Here is a 14,313-nt window from a genome sequence, read left to right on the forward strand (position 1 = left end):
CGCCGCTCAGCCTTTATCGGGGAGATGCCGCACCGAAGGTGCGCATCTCAGGGGCGCGGGGAACTGCGCGACCAGCCCCCACTCACCCGCAGACGAAACCGCACCCCCATACACCCCCTACGGCAGCACCCGGCACAACATCTCCAGCGCCCCCGCCCACGCATGGTCCGCCGGCGTCCCGTACCCCACCACCAGCGCGTCCCTGCCCTCCGCCCGCGCCGCGGACTCGTGCCGGAAGCTGGACAGCCCGGCCACGCCGAGCCGCTGCCAGGCGGCAGCGCGGATCACCGACTGCTCGGTGCCCGGCGGGAGTTGGAGCACCGCGTGCAGACCCGCCGCGATGCCGGTGGCGCGGACGGCGGGGGCGTGTTCGGCGAGGGCGGTGACGAGCTGGTCGCGGCGGCGCCGGTAGCGCAGACGGGCGGCGCGCAGGTGGCGGTCGTAGGCGCCGGAGTCGAGGAACTCGGCGAGGGTGAGCTGGTCGAGCACCCCGCACGACCAGTCGCCGGCCCCCTTCGCCTCGATGACCTCGTCGGAGACGGACGCGGGCAGGACCATCCAGCCGAGCCGCAGCCCGGGAGCGAGGGACTTGCTGGCCGTGCCGAGGTAGACGACGCGGTCGGGGGCGAGGCCCTGGAGCGCGCCGACGGGCTGGCGGTCGTAGCGGAACTCCCCGTCGTAGTCGTCCTCCAGGATCAGCCCGCCGGTGCGCCGCGCCCAGTCGACGGCGGCGGCCCGCCGGTCGGGGTGGAGCGGGACACCGAGCGGGAACTGGTGGGCGGGGGTGAGCAGCGCGGCGCCGACGCCGGACCAGGCGTCCAACTGGCCGATGTCCGCGCCGAGTTCATCGAGCGGGAGCGGGCGGGAGCGAAGGCCCGGCCGGGTCAGGACGTTCCAGTGCGCGTCGAGCCCGTACGACTCCACGGCGACGTCGCGCACTCCCCTGGCGTGCAGCACCTCGCCGAGCAGCATCAGGCCCTGCACGAACCCGGCGCAGATCACGATGCGTTCGGGGTCGGCGTGGACGCCGCGGGCGCGGGCGAGGTAGCCGGCGAGGGCGGTGCGCAGTTCGGGGCGGCCGCGGGGGTCGCCGTAGCCGAGGGCGTCGTTCGGGGCGGCGTTCAGGGCGCGCCGGGCGGCCTTGAGCCACTCGGCGCGGGGGAAGGAGGCGAGGTCGGGCGTGCCCGGGTGCAGATCGTGGCGCAGCCCTCCGGCGGCGCGGCGGCTCGGGCCCGGCGCGGGGCGCGGGGCCTCCACCGGCCGCTCGGCGACGCGGGTGCCCGAGCCCTGGCGTGCGGTGAGCCAGCCCTCGGCGACGAGGTCGGCGTAGGCGTCGGCGACGGTGTTGCGGGCGATGCCCAGGTCGGCGGCGAGGGTGCGCGAGGAGGGCAGCCGGGTGCCGGGGGCGAGGCGTCCGCCGCGTACGGCTTCGCGGAGCGCGTCGGTGAGGCCGCGGCGCAGCCCGGAGGGCCCGGGGACGTCGACGTGCAGGTCGATCCCGAGCGCCTGCCCGGAGGCCGAAGTGGCCCAGTTTTCTGCCATGGAAATGGACCATACCCCTGGGCAAATGCCTCCGTAGCCTTGCGTACATGACCACCACGAACAACACCCCCGCCACCCCGTACGTCCACGAGCACACCCCCCGCCTCGACTGGGCGCGCCACGCCCCCGAGGTCTTCAAGGCGATGATCAAGCTGGACGCGGCGTCCCGCGCGGGCCTCGACCCGAAGACCGCCGAGCTGATCAAGGTCCGCGCCTCGCAGCTCAACCGCTGCGCGCTCTGCCTCGACATGCACTCCAAGGACGCGCTGGCCGCGGGCGAGAGCGTCGAGCGGATCATCCAGCTCAGCGCGTGGGAGGAGAGCAAGCACTTCTACACGGAGAGGGAGGTCGCGGCCCTGGCGCTGACCGACGCGATCACCGTGCTCACCGACGGCTTCGTCCCGGACGAGGTGTACGAGCAGGCGGCGAAGGTCTACGACGAGCGCGAGCTGACCCAGCTGATCGCCGCGATCACGACGATCAACGCCTGGAACCGCTTCGGCGTCTCCACCCGCCAGTCGCCCGGCCACTACACCCCCGGGGACTACAAGTGACCGCGCGCACCACGTACTTGGACCCGGCCGTCCGGAACGCGATGTCCGCGCTGAGCGCGGCGGCGAAGAAGGGCCTGGGCGACCCGGCCCTGGCGGAACTGGTGATGATCCGCGCGTCGCAACTCAACGCGTGCGCCTTCTGCCTGGACATGCACGTCGACATCGCGGTCGCCAAGCACGGCGAGACGGCGAAGCGCATCGCGCTCCTGAACGCCTGGCAGGAGGCCGGCGAGGCCTTCACCGAGCGGGAGCGGGCGGCGCTCGCCCTCACCGAAGCGGTCACGGTCCTGACCGACGGCTTCGTCCCGGACGACGTCTACGCGCAGGCGGCGAAGCACTTCACGGAGCCCGAACTCGCCCACCTCATCGGGGCGATCACGGTCATCAACTCCTGGAACCGCCTGATGGTCAGCCGCCGCATCGAGCCCGGAGGCCCGGCATGGTGACGGCGGTGAAGGCCCGGACCTTCCGCACCCTGCACCACGACCGCGCCCCCGGCGACCCCCTGGTCCTGCCCGGCCCGTGGGACGCGGCGAGCGCCCGCGTCTTCGAGGAGTCCGGCTTCCCGGCGCTGGCGACGCCGAGCGCGGGAGTCGCGGCGTCACTCGGCTACGAGGACGGCCAAACGCCCGCGGACGAGATGTTCGCGGCGATCCGCCACATCGCCCGCGCAGTCTCGATCCCGGTGTCGGCGGACATCGAGGCCGGCTACGGCCTGCCGCCGAAGGACCTGGTGGCCCGCCTCCTCGACACGGGCGCGGTCGGCTGCAACCTGGAGGACACGGGCCCCGACGGAACCCTCAGCAACCCCTCCCAGCACGCCGATCGGCTCGCCGAGGCAAGAGCAGCGGCTCCGCGCGACGAGCTCTTCCTGAACGCTCGTATCGATACGTTCATCAGGGGCGCCGCCGACCCGGTCACCGAGGCGATCGAACGCGCCCGCCTCTACATCGCGGCCGGCGCCGACTGCGTCTACCCGATCGGCGCCCCACCGGAGGCACTCCCCCGCCTCCGCGCGGAGATCGAGGGCCCGATCAACATCGGCGCCCCGCTGGGCGGCCCCTCGCTCAAGGAGTGGGGCGAACTGGGCGCGACCCGGATCACGTTCGGCCCGGGGTTGCAGCGCAGGGCGACGGCGGCGCTGCGGGAGATCGCGACGGAACTCAGGCAAGTCAGTACGTAAACTTTAGTTTCCATACCGGGTCTTCGTGAACTAAGGTTGTCGCATGACGGCCTCTGAGATCACCCCGGAAGAGCAGGCAGAACTCGACAAGGCGCTGTACGACGCCTTGAATCCGCTGGCCTCGGCGATCCGCTCCCGCCAGACCGGGCAGCCCGCGGACCGCATGTGGGACGCACAGCCGGTCGACGTGGCGCTGTCCGTCCTGGCCGCCTGGAAGGTGATGGACGCCGAGGTCAAGCGCCTCACCGCCCAGGCGGCAGGGACCGCCGGCGCCTACGGCGCGAGTTACGAGCAAATGGGTGCCGTGTGGGGTATCACCCGCCAGGGCGCCCGCAAGAAATGGCCCGACGCCGTCATCCGCTCGACGGCGGGCCGCAGGACGCTGACCCTCTTCGGCGGGACGGCCGAACTGACGCAGACGCCTTCCGGCGACTGGAGCTGGACGGGCACGGGCGCCGACGGGGCATCCACCGAGGGGACGCGCCACGCAACGGCGGAGGAAGCCGCGGCCCACGCGGGCGCCTTCCTCAAGGAACACACCCTCGACACGGCCGCCCGCCCCTAGCCCGGGCCGGGACCGGCTACTCGGCGAGCCCCAGGTCCTTCGCGCTGTAACGGGGCAGCCCTTCGGTCCGGATGGTCCAGGCGCCGAGGTCCGTGGCGACGGTGACCGTCTTGCCGTACGGGAGGTGCAGCCGGTTCTCGTAGGCGGGACGGCCGTCGGCCCGGCCGATCTCCCACTGGTAGGTCCATGTCCCGTCCCGCGGATCGAGGATCACGTAGTGGGGGATGCCCATGGCTGGGTAGTCGCGCGTCTTGTTCTCGTAGTCGTTGCCGGGGTTCGACGGCGAGACGATCTCGATCGCGAGGGTGATCTCACGGGGATCAAGGGGGTCGTCGGTCTCCATGGCGTCCTGCGGGCAGACAAGGATGTCCGGGACACGAAGCTTGCCGAGCGCGTCGTCGTCGACATCCGTCGCCTCGAACGCGAGATGCCCTTCCGGCAGCTGCGGGTCGAGCTGCTTGGTGACCAACTTGGCGGTCAGCTGATGGCGAGGACGCGGATTCATCATCATCACGAGCTGTCCGTCGCTGATCTCGGGCCAGGCGAAGCCCGGCGGCGGGGTGAAGTGGTCTCGCAGCTCGCGCAGCTGCCGGTAGTGGGTCGTCTGCTGCCGTGTCATGGGGCCTCCCGCCCCCAGTATCGCCACAGGCGCACAGCGCGAGCGTGTCATCGCACCTCCTTCCCGGTGTCGACCTCGGCCCAGACGACGAGCCCGCCCCGCCCGGTGGCCCACCACCCCCACCGATGAGCCAGCGCTTCCACGATCGCGAGACCCCTGCCCGACTCGGCGTCGAAGGCCGCTTCGCCCACCGGGCTGAGGGGGCCGAGCCCGCGGCCGCCTCCGCCCTCGGCGCACCCGCCGTCCACCACGCACACGGTCACCGCGTCTCCCCGGCGCCGCGCGACCGCGACCGTGATCTCGCCGACACCGCCGTACGACACTGCGTTGGCCGCGAGCTCCCCGGTCACGGCCTCCACCGCATACGCCGTCCCGTTCCCCAGTCCCCATCCGTCGACCGCGCCCCGTACGTGACGACGCGCATCGCCTGCCGAGGCAAGCGATGCCCGGACAAGGACATGAGCGTGACGGCCTCTCCCGCAGAAGAGCCGAGGGCGTGGGCGACATCGGCGATCCGGGCCTCCACCGGCGCATAGCGGCCCACCTCGCCGCCCCACTCCAAGCCCGACAGGCCGAGGCGGTCACCACGACACTCTGCGATCAGCAGTACGTCACTCAGGTCACGCGCCAACTCCCGTACGAGAACGGGGCCTTCCTCACCACCGAGGTCACCCGGGGTCTCGCCCGACCCACACACCCGCTCCTGCAGCCGCCGAGCAAGGTGAACCTGCAGGTCCTCAAGGCGATCAGCGTGCCGGGCGACGCCCCCGCCCTCCGCACCCGCTTCGCGGACGAGGTAACACCGCTGCCCGCGCTGGCTTTGTGGTCCTTCTGGTCGCAACCGCACTCCTCTACTGGCGCTACAAGGGCGGTTGCAGGTGACGAGGTCGGCGGGCAGGACGCCGTTTTTTTCCGGCACGAGCGCCTCGCACTCGGCGTCGACCAGCTCGCGGACGCGAACGCCGCCAGTCGCCCAGGCGACGCCCAAGCCGTCTATAGAGCAGGCTCGGGAAGCGAACCGAGGCGCTCCATGACCCGCTCGCGAAGGAGGAGGTACTCGTCCCAGCGGCGCAGCGGGCCAGGCGGACGTTCGACCACCCAGCCCTCGGAGACCGTCTGGCCACGCTGGAACTGCTCACGCGTCAGGTCCAGCTCGACCCCGCTGGGCAGCCGGTTCCACATGTGGAATCCGTGCTGGACTCCGTCGACGTGCGCTTCACCGGCCATGAGGTCGCCACCGAAGACGTCATGGACGATCAGGGCCGTGATGTCGCAGTGGCCCCAGGCCGGATTCTCCGACTGCCAGCCCGAGCGGGCAAGGTCGTCCGGAGAGCAGGTGTCAGCAGCCCAACTGGCGCGCAGGGCACGGTCCAGATCGATCAGGGTCCAAGGGATCATCCCGACAGCATCGCAAGAGTAGAGAGTCGTCGTCTGCCTCGGTCCTCGAAAGCACCCACTTCCTACTCCTCCGTCTCGTCCTCCGAACGACCTTGGGCGCGAGGCTCGTTGTAGACGGTCACGACCGGCGCGTTCGCCTCCGCCCGTGCGCGGTCGAACGCCGTCGCGGTCTCCTCGTAGGTCCATTCCTCGTACAAACGCTCTCCATGGGCGTCGGTGATGTCGATCACCAGGCCGGTCCACTCCTCGGCAGGCTGTTCGGGGACGAGCCCCAGTTCGTAGGTGGCGTCCTGAAGGAGTGACTCGGTGATGCCCACGCCGGTGAGCCTCTCGGCCAGAGCGAGGACCGCCGCCTTCCCGCCAACCGTCGAGGCTCTCTCGTTGTGCTCCCCGTCAGGAGTCAGGGGGAAGCCGACTTCCCGCAACAGGGGGACCAGTTCATCGGGGCTGCTGCCGTCGCGTGCCGAGGGGCCCTCGAATGTCGTACGGAGCTCACCGTCCTCAAACCAGTGGAAGAGGTCGATGGGCTTGCCGCCGTTGGTCGAGTGGGCCACGACCCGGCCGCCCTCCGACAGCGTCCCCATGTGCGGTAGCCCAAGGCCACCGTCGAAGGCGAGGACCACCGTCCAGTCGCCTTGCTCGCCCGCGGCCTTGAAGGCGCCCGCGACGTAGGACTCGTCCCAGTAGTCGCCAGCTATCTCGTCACGGTGGGCGTCATCCGCCTCGGTCAGCCCGGCCGCGCCCTCCCCGGTGCCGCGCGGCTCCGCCCCCGTCGTGCGCAGCACCTCCTGCGGGGTCCTCCCCCGTATCAACGTCAAGGTGTATCCGCTCGCCGACATGCGACGGAAGAGCGGCGAGGTGCGGATCCAGGCGTAGTCGTGCGCAGTCACCAAGTTCATACGGCGCAGTGTGGCTGCTGCCTCTGACAATGCCTCCCCTGAGCGAAGCGGGCCGCTCCGACGCCATCGGGCTCATCCGCTCCGGCCTGCGCCCCGGGCGCTAATGGGGGGCAAGCGGCTCGACGCAACCCGTCTCCGGGTAGTGGCCTGTCACGCTGACCCAGACACGCCGCTCGCTCACCGCCCCGTTGACGCAAGCAGTGCTGTCGACGAAGACACCGAAGGTGCTGCCGTCCGCCTGCACGGCCGGAGCGGTGCCGGTCCTGCGGTTGCCGACATCGAGCCGTGCGGGCGCGACGAGGTCTTCGAGAACTCGGCGCACTTCTGCCGGGGAGATGCGCCCTTGCTCTCGCTGCGTCTCCAGAACACGCCTGACGTCCCGCGCCAGATGCGTGGCCGCCTGCTCGTCCCGGGGCGTCATCGGCTTCGGCCGGCGAACTCGGCTGTTGTCTCCGTAGTTGGGCGGGGCATCGGCGATCGGCGGCCGGCTGCTTGCCGGGGAGGGCGGCTCCGCGCTGGCGGAGCGGGTTCCGTTCATGTTGGAGAAGAGATCGTCCCCGGAACATCCGGTCAGGACCAGTGCGGCGGTAGCGGTGACGAGGGCGGCTGTGATTCTGCGCGGGGGCATGGCGTGAGTGTGGCCGAGGTCTGCGGGCGGAGCCTGAGTACGCGTACTCAGGCTCCGCCGGCAGGGTCAGCTTCGGGGTGCGTGAACCGTACGGGCTTGCCCAGCGAGCGGGCGTAGAAGATTTCGGCTCGGGTGCTGTCTCCGACGTAGTCGCCGACGACGAGCACCTCGTCGGCGAGCCGGATCTTCGCCCGGTGCAGAGCGTCGAGCCGGGGCTTCAACGCCGCGGCCTCGGCAGAGCCCAGGCCGCAGCTCGGCTTGACGACGATCCTTCCGGCTTCGGTCTCCCGTACGTCGGCCTCGTTCATCTCGGCCATGAAGCGGGTCGAGCCGCAGATCGCGACGATATGAGGAAGGCCCAACAGCTGCTTCGCAGCGGCGAGTTGCTCTTCGGGCGTGCGCTGTTGCGGGTATGACACGGGTGGCGCTCCTTGCGGTTCGGCCAGGACTAATCGTGAGACTGGACGAGTGGCTCCGAAGTCCGGGATCATCAGGGGTATGCAGCCGGTCCTGCGGGGAGCCCTGGTGACCCTTCGTCCGTCGACGCCGGGCGACATCCCCGCCCTGACCGCGATCCGGACCACGCCCGAGGTGTACGCGCGCTGGCGGGGCGGCCACGACCTGACGGCCGCGGTGACCCAGGACCTCGAAGATCCCGCGGTGCGGACCTTCGTGGTCGAGCATGACGGCAGGGTGGTCGGTGCCGTCCAGTGGGGTGCCGAGGACGATCCGGACTACCGGCACGCCAACATCGACATCTACCTCGACCCCGCGGTGCACGGGAAGGGCCTCGGCACTGACGCCGTCCGCACCCTGGCTCGCCATCTGATCGACGATCACGGATACCACCGGCTGGTGATCGACCCGGCCGCCGACAACGCCCCCGCCATCCGCTGCTATCGCAAGGTCGGCTTCCGCCCGGTGGGCATCATACGGCAGTACGAGCGCGGCCCGGACGGCAGTTGGCACGACGGGCTGCTGATGGACCTGCTGGCGGAGGAGTTGGAGTAGGCCTCGCGCACCCTCACCGAACTCGACCACTGGCTGGCCGAGCACGCGCCGACGGGGACGACTGGTTCATGGTCGGATCCGAGGTGCACTCCCACTGGCTGCCGGTGGCCAGGAACCACACCAGCAGTCTTCTCGTCGTCGATCAACAGCCCAGGGCACATGTTCACCTCCGTACTCGCGGCACTGAAGAACGGTTCGCAGGTCACTACGGGCAAACGGAGGCCCGGCCGCGCATGACGGTGCCGGGCGCCCCCGTCAGGAAAAGCGCCCGGCACCAAGTCGTTCTGCCCCGTTAGTTCGCGAGCCACGCCTTCCATGTCGAGCGGTGGGTGTCGACCCACTTCTTCGCGGCCTGCTCGGGGGTGAGCTTCTGGTCGGCGATCAGGAGGGAGACCTCGTTCTGGTCCTCCGTCGTCCACTTGAAGTTCTTGAGGAGGCCCGCGGCCTTGCCGCCCTTCTTCGCGAAGTCCGCGTTGAGGTACTTCTGCAGCGGCGTCTTCGGGTACGCGCAGGCCACCTTCTTCGGGTCGGCGTCGCAGCCCTCCTTGTAGGCGGGGAGCTTCACCTCCGTCATCGGGACCTTCTTGAACAGCCACTGCGGCTGGTACCAGTACGTGAGGAAGGGCTTGCGCTGCTTCGCGAATTGCTTGATCTGCGTGATCTGCGCCGCCTCCGAACCGGAGAAGACGACCTGGTAGTCCAGGTCCAGGTTGTTGACCAGCGCCTTGTCGTTCGTCACGTACGACGGTGAGCCGTCGAGGAGTTGGCCCTTGCCGCCGCTCTCCGCCGTCTTCATCTGCGACGCGTACTTGTTGAGGTTCTTGTAGTTCGTGACGTCCGGGTGCTGCTTCGCGAAGTACGTCGGGACGAACCAGCCGATGTGTCCGGTGACGCCGAGGTCGCCGCCGTTCACGATCGTCTTCTTGTCCTTGACGTAGCGCTGCTCCTGGTCGGGGTGGCCCCAATCCTCCATGATCGCGTCGACGCGTCCCTGGCTGAGCGCGTCCCAGGCCGGGACCTCGTCGACCTGGACGGTGTCGACGCGATAGCCGAGCTCGTGCTCCAGGAGGTACTGGGCGACCGCGACGTTGGCCTGGGCGCCCACCCAGGACTGGACCGAGAGGGTCACCGTCTTCGCGCCCTGCGCGTTGGCGAACGGGGACGCCTGCTTGGTCATGTCGGCGGCGCCGCAGCCGGTGACGGCCAGAAGCGCCCCCGCGCCTGCAACTGCCATGAGAGACCTACGAGTTCGCGTCATCTCAGGCCTCCTTTCCGTCCCGCGTGCGGCGTTCCGTCGGCTGGGTCACCCGGTCAAGCATCAGACCGAGGCAGACGATCGCGGCGCCGGCGACGAGGCCCGTGGCGAGGTCGCCCTGGGCGAGGCCGAAGACGACGTCGTAGCCGAGCGCGCCACCGCCGACCAGGCCGCCGATGATGACGACGGCGAGGACCAGGACGACGCCCTGGTTGACGGCGAGGAGCAACGCCGGGCGGGCCAGCGGGAGCTGGACCTGGCGGAGCTGCTGGCCCGGGGTCGCGCCCAGGGACCTGGACGCTTCCATCGCGGCCGGGTCGACGCCTCGTAGACCCTGTGTGGTGATGCGGACGACGGCGGGCAGCGCGTAGACGACGGCCGCGGCGACGGCCGGGGCGCGGCCGACGCCGAACAGGGCGACGACCGGGATCAGGTACACGAACTGCGGCATCGTCTGGAAGACGTCGAGGACGGGGCGGAGCAGCCGTTCGACGCGGGTGCTGCGGGCCGCCGCCACCGCGATCGCGAAGCCGAGGACCAGCGTCACCGCGACGGCCGCGAGGACCTGCGAGAGCGTGTCGAGCGACGGCTTCCACACGCCGAGTACGCCGATCGCGGCCATGGCGAGGACGGCGGTCAGGGCGGTGCGCCACGTGCCGATCAGCCAGGCCAGCGCCGCGACGATCAGCAGGACCGACCACCAGGGCAGCCAGGTGAGGCCGTCGCGGACCGGGTCGAGGATCCAGGTGGTGAAGTGGGCGGCCCAGTCGGCGGTGCCGCCGATGTAGGGGACGCCGGTGTAGAGGTGGTCGGTCATCCAGTCGACGGCGTCGTTGACGGGCGTCGCGATGGTGACGACCCAGGAGTCGGGCCAGTCGAGGCGGTCGGCGAAGCGGCCCGCGAGGGCGACGACCGCGGTGCCGGCGGCGACGGCCAGCACGTCCCACTTCCAGTGGACGGACGACGTCTCCTGGGAGCCGAGGCGTTCGCCCGCCGCGCCCGTGACACGGTCGAGGACGACCGCGAGGAGCACGATCGGGATGCCCGCGGCGAGCGCCGCGCCGACGTCGACGGAGGCGAGGGCCTGGTAGACGCGGTCACCGAGGCCGGCCGCGCCGATGACGGAGGCGATGACGGCCATGGAGAGCGCCATCATGATCGTCTGGTTGAGGCCGAGCAGGATCTGCTTGCGGGCCAGCGGCAGCCGTGCCGTGAACAGGCGCTGGCGGGCGGTGGCGCCGAGGGAGGCGACGGCCTCCATGACGCCGCCGTCGGCCGCGCGCAGGCCGAGCGCGGTGAGCCGGGCCATCGGCGGAGCGGCGTAGACGACGGTGGCGAGGACGGCGGCCGGGACGCCCATGCCGAAGACGAGGACGACGGGGAGCAGATACGCGTACGCGGGCAGCACCTGCATGGTGTCGAGGACCGGGCGCAGGGCGCGGTACAGGCGGTCGCTCAGGCCCGCGGCGAGGCCGAGCGCGACGCCCAGGACCACCGAGGCGAGGACGGCGATCACCATCAGCGCGAGGGTCTGCATGGTGGGGATCCACATGCCGAGGGCGCCGCACGCGAGGAACGCGACGACGGCTCCGGCGCCCATCCGCCAGCCGGCGACACGCCACGCGACGAGGCCGGCGGCCGCGGTGACGCCGGCCCAGCCCGCGGCGAGCAGGACGAGGTAGACGGCGCGGATGGAGACGACGATCGCGTTGCTGATGTGGCCGAGGAAGTACAGGAACAGCGGGTGGCTGTCGCGGTTGTCGATGACCCAGTCGGTCGTCTTGCCGAGCGGTTCGGTCAGGTCGACGGTGAGAGCGTGCGGCCAAGTGCCGCTCGCCCAGTGCGAGTTGGCCACGGGCACGAGGACAGCCGCGGCGACGGCGAGCAGCAGGAGCTTGCCGACGGCGCGGTTGCGGCGCAGGGCGTCCAGCGGGCCCGCGCTCTCCTTGAGGGGGGCGGTGGTGGCTGCGGCGGTCATCTATACCGCCTCCTCGCCCGCGGTCCTCGGGGCGCCCGGGGCCACACCACCGCCGACGACGGAGATGAGCCGCTCGTGGTCGACGACGCCCAGGCACTTCCCGTCGTCCATCACGCGCACGGCGAACCCGGTGCGCGCGACGGCCTCGATGGCCTCGGACACGGTGGCGTCGGGGGCGACGGCGGCGCCGCGCTCCGCCTCGTCGGCGTCGGCGGGCCGCATGGCCCGGCGGACGGTCATGACCTGCTCGCGCGGCACGTCGCGGACGAACTCGCGCACGTAGTCGTCGGCGGGCGAGCCCACGATCTCCTCGGGCGTACCGAGCTGCACGATCTTGCCGTCGCGCATGAGGGCGATACGGTCGCCGAGGCGCAGCGCCTCGTTCAAGTCGTGCGTGATGAAGACCATCGTGCGGCCCTCCTCGCGGTGCAGCCGGACGACCTCCTCCTGCATGTCGCGCCGGATCAGCGGGTCGAGCGCGCTGAACGGCTCGTCGAAGAGGAGGACTTCGGGGTCGACGGCGAGCGCGCGGGCCAGGCCCACACGCTGCTGCTGGCCGCCGGAGAGCTGGCCGGGGCGGCGCGCCTCCAGACCTTCCAGGCCCACCTTCGCGACGACCTCGGCGGCCTTCGCGCGGCGCTCGGCCCGGCCCATGCCCTGGATCTCCAGGCCGTAGGCGACGTTGTCGAGGACGGTGCGGTGCGGGAGCAGCCCGAAGTGCTGGAAGACCATCGCGGCGCGGTGCCTGCGCAGCGCGCGCAGCCGGCCCTTGTCCATGGCGAGGACGTCCTCGCCGTCGATCTCCAGGGTCCCCGACGTCGGCTCGATGAGCCGGGTCAGGCAGCGTACGAGGGTCGACTTGCCGGAGCCGGACAGGCCCATGACGACGAAGACCTCGCCGCGCCTGACGTCGAAGGAGACGTCACGGACGGCGGCGGTGCAGCCGGTGCGTGCACGCAGTTCGGCGGCGTCCAGGGACGCCAACTCGGCTTGCCGCGGGACCCGTTCGGCCTTCGGCCCGAAGACCTTCCACAGGTTGCGGACGGAGAAGACGGTCTCGTTCTTCGTGACGGCAGGAGCAGTGGTCGTACTCATCACGCATCACCACCCATCAGTTCGGCACACTTCTCCCCGACCATGAGCACCCCGATCATCGGGTTCACCGCGGGCATCGTCGGGAAGACGGACGCGTCGGCGATACGGATGGCTTGCAGCCCGCGCACCTTCAACTCAGGGTCCACCACGGCGAGTTCATCGTCCACGGCACCCATGCGGCACGTACCTGCCGGGTGGTAGACGGTGTGAGCGACCTTACGGGCGTACTCGCTCAGCGCCTCGTCGTCGACGACGTCGGGGCCGGGGCAGACCTCGCGGCCCAGCCAGCCGGCCAGCGGCTCGGTCTTCGCGATCTCGCGGGCGATCTTGATGCCGTCGACGAGGGTGCGGCCGTCGTAGTCGTCCTCGTCGGTGAAGTACCGGAAGTCGAGGGCGGGCTTGGCCTCGGGGTCCGCGCTGGTCAGGTAGAGGCGGCCGCGGCTGCGGGGCTTCGGGATGTTCGGCGTCATGGACACCCCGTGCTCGGGCTTCTCGTAGCCGAGCCGCTCCGGGTTGTCCGTGAACGGGATCTGGTAGAAGTGGAACATCAGGTCGGGCCCGGCGGCCTGCGGGTCCCGCTGGACGAAGAGCCCCGCGTCGCTGTCCATCGCGCTGTTCTCGGGGATCGGCCCGTCCGTCTCCCAGACGATGACCGACTCCGGGTGGTCGAGCAGGTTCTCGCCGACACCCGGCAGATCGTGCAGGACGGGGATGCCGAGGGCTTCGAGGTCGGCCTTGGGGCCGATGCCGGAGTGCAGCAGGAGTCGCGGCGTGTCGACGGCGCCCGCGCAGACGACGACTTCACGCCGCGCGGATATCAGCGACTCGGAGCCGTCCTTGGCGCGCACGCGCACGCCGCGCGCCCGCAGGTCACCGTCGAAGTCGAGCCGGTACGCCCACGTCTCCAGCAGGAGCGTCAGGTTGGGGCGGTCGCCCGCCTCCATGTGGGGGTGCAGATACGCCACCGAGGCACTGGAGCGCTTGTTGTTCTCCGGGTGGTACGCGAGGTCGAAGAAGCCGACACCGTCCTTGAACGGGGCCTTGTTGAAGCCCTCGACGCGCGGCACACCGGTCGCCTTCCGCGCGGCCTCGACGAAGTCGCGGGCGATGGCGTTCCGGTCCTTCTCGTCGACCGGCACGATGTTGTTGCGGAGCTTGCCGAAGTACGGGTCCATCGCCTTGTGGTCCCAGCCCTCGGCGCCCGCGGCGGCCCACTCGTCCCAGTCGCCGGGCAGCGGCTTGAACGAGATCAGCGTGTTGTGCGAGGAGCAGCCGCCGAGGACCTTCGCGCGGCTGTGCAGGATGTGCGAGTTGCCGCGCGGCTGCTCGGTGGTGGTGTAGCCGTAGTCGAGGTCGCCGCCGAGCAGTCCGAGCCAGCGGCGCAGGGTGAGCACGTCGTCGCGGTCGATGTCGCTGGGGCCGCCTTCGATGACGGCGACGGTGACGTCCGGGTCCTCGGTCAGCCGGGAGGCGATCACCGATCCAGCGGTGCCACCGCCGACGACGACGTAGTCGTACGTGGTTTCGGGCAGGTCGTTCTGCTCAGTCATGCGTCAACTCCAAGGCTTAGCAAGGTACTTCGCGTA

Annotated in this window: 16 protein-coding genes; 5 read left to right on the plus strand and 11 right to left on the minus strand. The window is 70.7% G+C overall.

Annotated features, from left to right (window positions below; genetic code table 11):
* Positions 1-117: 117 nt before the first annotated feature.
* Positions 118-1,542 (minus strand): PLP-dependent aminotransferase family protein, encoded by a 1,425-nt coding sequence (locus tag AB0L37_RS31465; RefSeq protein ID WP_365513033.1) that lies wholly within the window; start codon positions 1,540-1,542, stop codon positions 118-120.
* A 47-nt stretch (positions 1,543-1,589) separates the two neighbouring features.
* Here AB0L37_RS31465 and AB0L37_RS31470 point away from each other — a divergent pair, with 47 nt between their 5' ends.
* From AB0L37_RS31470 to AB0L37_RS31485, 4 genes are read left to right on the plus strand one after another with little or no spacing between them, the layout of a single operon-like run.
* Positions 1,590-2,096, plus strand: a complete 507-nt coding sequence (locus tag AB0L37_RS31470) for a carboxymuconolactone decarboxylase family protein (RefSeq protein WP_365513036.1) — start codon at positions 1,590-1,592, stop codon at positions 2,094-2,096.
* Complete coding sequence (locus tag AB0L37_RS31475) at positions 2,093-2,542, plus strand: carboxymuconolactone decarboxylase family protein (RefSeq protein WP_365513039.1); 450 nt, start codon at positions 2,093-2,095, stop codon at positions 2,540-2,542. The genes AB0L37_RS31470 and AB0L37_RS31475 overlap by 4 nt, the downstream gene beginning before the upstream one ends.
* Positions 2,536-3,279, plus strand: coding sequence for an isocitrate lyase/phosphoenolpyruvate mutase family protein (locus AB0L37_RS31480; protein WP_365513042.1), 744 nt, complete (start codon positions 2,536-2,538; stop codon positions 3,277-3,279). The genes AB0L37_RS31475 and AB0L37_RS31480 overlap by 7 nt, the downstream gene beginning before the upstream one ends.
* Before the next feature lie 43 nt (positions 3,280-3,322).
* Positions 3,323-3,844 carry a hypothetical protein gene (locus tag AB0L37_RS31485; protein WP_365513045.1) on the plus strand — a complete coding sequence of 174 codons (522 nt, stop codon included), beginning with the start codon at positions 3,323-3,325 and terminating at the stop codon, positions 3,842-3,844.
* A gap of 16 nt (positions 3,845-3,860) precedes the next feature.
* Here the strand turns inward: AB0L37_RS31485 and AB0L37_RS31490 are convergent, their stop codons facing one another.
* From AB0L37_RS31490 to AB0L37_RS31515, 6 genes are all read right to left on the minus strand, one after another.
* Complete coding sequence (locus tag AB0L37_RS31490) at positions 3,861-4,463, minus strand: Uma2 family endonuclease (RefSeq protein ID WP_365513047.1); 603 nt, start codon at positions 4,461-4,463, stop codon at positions 3,861-3,863.
* Positions 4,464-4,510: 47 nt separating this feature from the next.
* Positions 4,511-5,020 carry an ATP-binding protein gene (locus tag AB0L37_RS31495; protein ID WP_365513050.1) on the minus strand — a complete coding sequence of 170 codons (510 nt, stop codon included), beginning with the start codon at positions 5,018-5,020 and terminating at the stop codon, positions 4,511-4,513.
* 436 nt (positions 5,021-5,456) lie between these two features.
* The gene (locus AB0L37_RS31500) at positions 5,457-5,861 is read right to left on the minus strand and encodes a hypothetical protein (RefSeq protein WP_365513053.1); all 405 of its coding nucleotides are present in this window, start codon (positions 5,859-5,861) and stop codon (positions 5,457-5,459) included.
* A 62-nt stretch (positions 5,862-5,923) separates the two neighbouring features.
* Positions 5,924-6,760: a DUF6461 domain-containing protein gene (locus tag AB0L37_RS31505; protein ID WP_365513056.1), complete on the minus strand. Its 837-nt coding sequence runs from the start codon at positions 6,758-6,760 to the stop codon at positions 5,924-5,926.
* A 100-nt stretch (positions 6,761-6,860) separates the two neighbouring features.
* Complete coding sequence (locus AB0L37_RS31510) at positions 6,861-7,388, minus strand: hypothetical protein (RefSeq protein ID WP_365513058.1); 528 nt, start codon at positions 7,386-7,388, stop codon at positions 6,861-6,863.
* 47 nt (positions 7,389-7,435) lie between these two features.
* The gene (locus AB0L37_RS31515) at positions 7,436-7,807 is read right to left on the minus strand and encodes a hypothetical protein (protein WP_365513061.1); all 372 of its coding nucleotides are present in this window, start codon (positions 7,805-7,807) and stop codon (positions 7,436-7,438) included.
* 79 nt (positions 7,808-7,886) lie between these two features.
* Between AB0L37_RS31515 and AB0L37_RS31520 the strand changes: the two genes are divergently transcribed.
* Positions 7,887-8,399 carry a GNAT family protein gene (locus AB0L37_RS31520; RefSeq protein WP_365513238.1) on the plus strand — a complete coding sequence of 171 codons (513 nt, stop codon included), beginning with the start codon at positions 7,887-7,889 and terminating at the stop codon, positions 8,397-8,399.
* A 292-nt stretch (positions 8,400-8,691) separates the two neighbouring features.
* Here the strand turns inward: AB0L37_RS31520 and AB0L37_RS31525 are convergent, their stop codons facing one another.
* The 4 genes from AB0L37_RS31525 to AB0L37_RS31540 are packed head-to-tail and all read right to left on the minus strand — an operon-like array spanning position 8,692 to position 14,277.
* Positions 8,692-9,633 (minus strand): ABC transporter substrate-binding protein, encoded by a 942-nt coding sequence (locus AB0L37_RS31525; RefSeq protein WP_365513064.1) that lies wholly within the window; start codon positions 9,631-9,633, stop codon positions 8,692-8,694.
* A 25-nt stretch (positions 9,634-9,658) separates the two neighbouring features.
* Positions 9,659-11,632, minus strand: a complete 1,974-nt coding sequence (locus AB0L37_RS31530; RefSeq protein ID WP_365513067.1) for an ABC transporter permease subunit — start codon at positions 11,630-11,632, stop codon at positions 9,659-9,661.
* Complete coding sequence (locus AB0L37_RS31535) at positions 11,633-12,727, minus strand: glycine betaine/L-proline ABC transporter ATP-binding protein (protein WP_365513069.1); 1,095 nt, start codon at positions 12,725-12,727, stop codon at positions 11,633-11,635.
* Complete coding sequence (locus AB0L37_RS31540; RefSeq protein WP_365513072.1) at positions 12,727-14,277, minus strand: GMC oxidoreductase; 1,551 nt, start codon at positions 14,275-14,277, stop codon at positions 12,727-12,729. Before AB0L37_RS31540 ends, AB0L37_RS31535 begins: the two co-directional genes overlap by 1 nt.
* Between the last annotated feature and the right edge of the window lie 36 nt (positions 14,278-14,313).

It is taken from the genome of Streptomyces sp. NPDC052225 (assembly GCF_040679615.1).
GTDB lineage: Bacteria > Actinomycetota > Actinomycetes > Streptomycetales > Streptomycetaceae > Streptomyces.

Bases quoted from the DNA above. Each gene is read 5' to 3' on its own strand.
- AB0L37_RS31540 (WP_365513072.1), bottom strand. From the start codon at position 14,277: ATGACTGAGCAGAACGACCTGCCCGAAACCACGTACGACTACGTCGTC.
- AB0L37_RS31525 (WP_365513064.1), bottom strand. From the start codon at position 9,633: ATGGCAGTTGCAGGCGCGGGGGCGCTTCTGGCCGTCACCGGCTGCGGC.
- AB0L37_RS31520 (WP_365513238.1), top strand. From the start codon at position 7,887: ATGCAGCCGGTCCTGCGGGGAGCCCTGGTGACCCTTCGTCCGTCGACG.
- AB0L37_RS31535 (WP_365513069.1), bottom strand. From the start codon at position 12,727: ATGAGTACGACCACTGCTCCTGCCGTCACGAAGAACGAGACCGTCTTC.
- AB0L37_RS31490 (WP_365513047.1), bottom strand. From the start codon at position 4,463: ATGACACGGCAGCAGACGACCCACTACCGGCAGCTGCGCGAGCTGCGA.
- AB0L37_RS31505 (WP_365513056.1), bottom strand. From the start codon at position 6,760: ATGAACTTGGTGACTGCGCACGACTACGCCTGGATCCGCACCTCGCCG.
- AB0L37_RS31470 (WP_365513036.1), top strand. From the start codon at position 1,590: ATGACCACCACGAACAACACCCCCGCCACCCCGTACGTCCACGAGCAC.
- AB0L37_RS31510 (WP_365513058.1), bottom strand. From the start codon at position 7,388: ATGCCCCCGCGCAGAATCACAGCCGCCCTCGTCACCGCTACCGCCGCA.
- AB0L37_RS31465 (WP_365513033.1), bottom strand. From the start codon at position 1,542: ATGGCAGAAAACTGGGCCACTTCGGCCTCCGGGCAGGCGCTCGGGATC.
- AB0L37_RS31530 (WP_365513067.1), bottom strand. From the start codon at position 11,632: ATGACCGCCGCAGCCACCACCGCCCCCCTCAAGGAGAGCGCGGGCCCG.
- AB0L37_RS31500 (WP_365513053.1), bottom strand. From the start codon at position 5,861: ATGATCCCTTGGACCCTGATCGATCTGGACCGTGCCCTGCGCGCCAGT.
- AB0L37_RS31485 (WP_365513045.1), top strand. From the start codon at position 3,323: ATGACGGCCTCTGAGATCACCCCGGAAGAGCAGGCAGAACTCGACAAG.
- AB0L37_RS31480 (WP_365513042.1), top strand. From the start codon at position 2,536: ATGGTGACGGCGGTGAAGGCCCGGACCTTCCGCACCCTGCACCACGAC.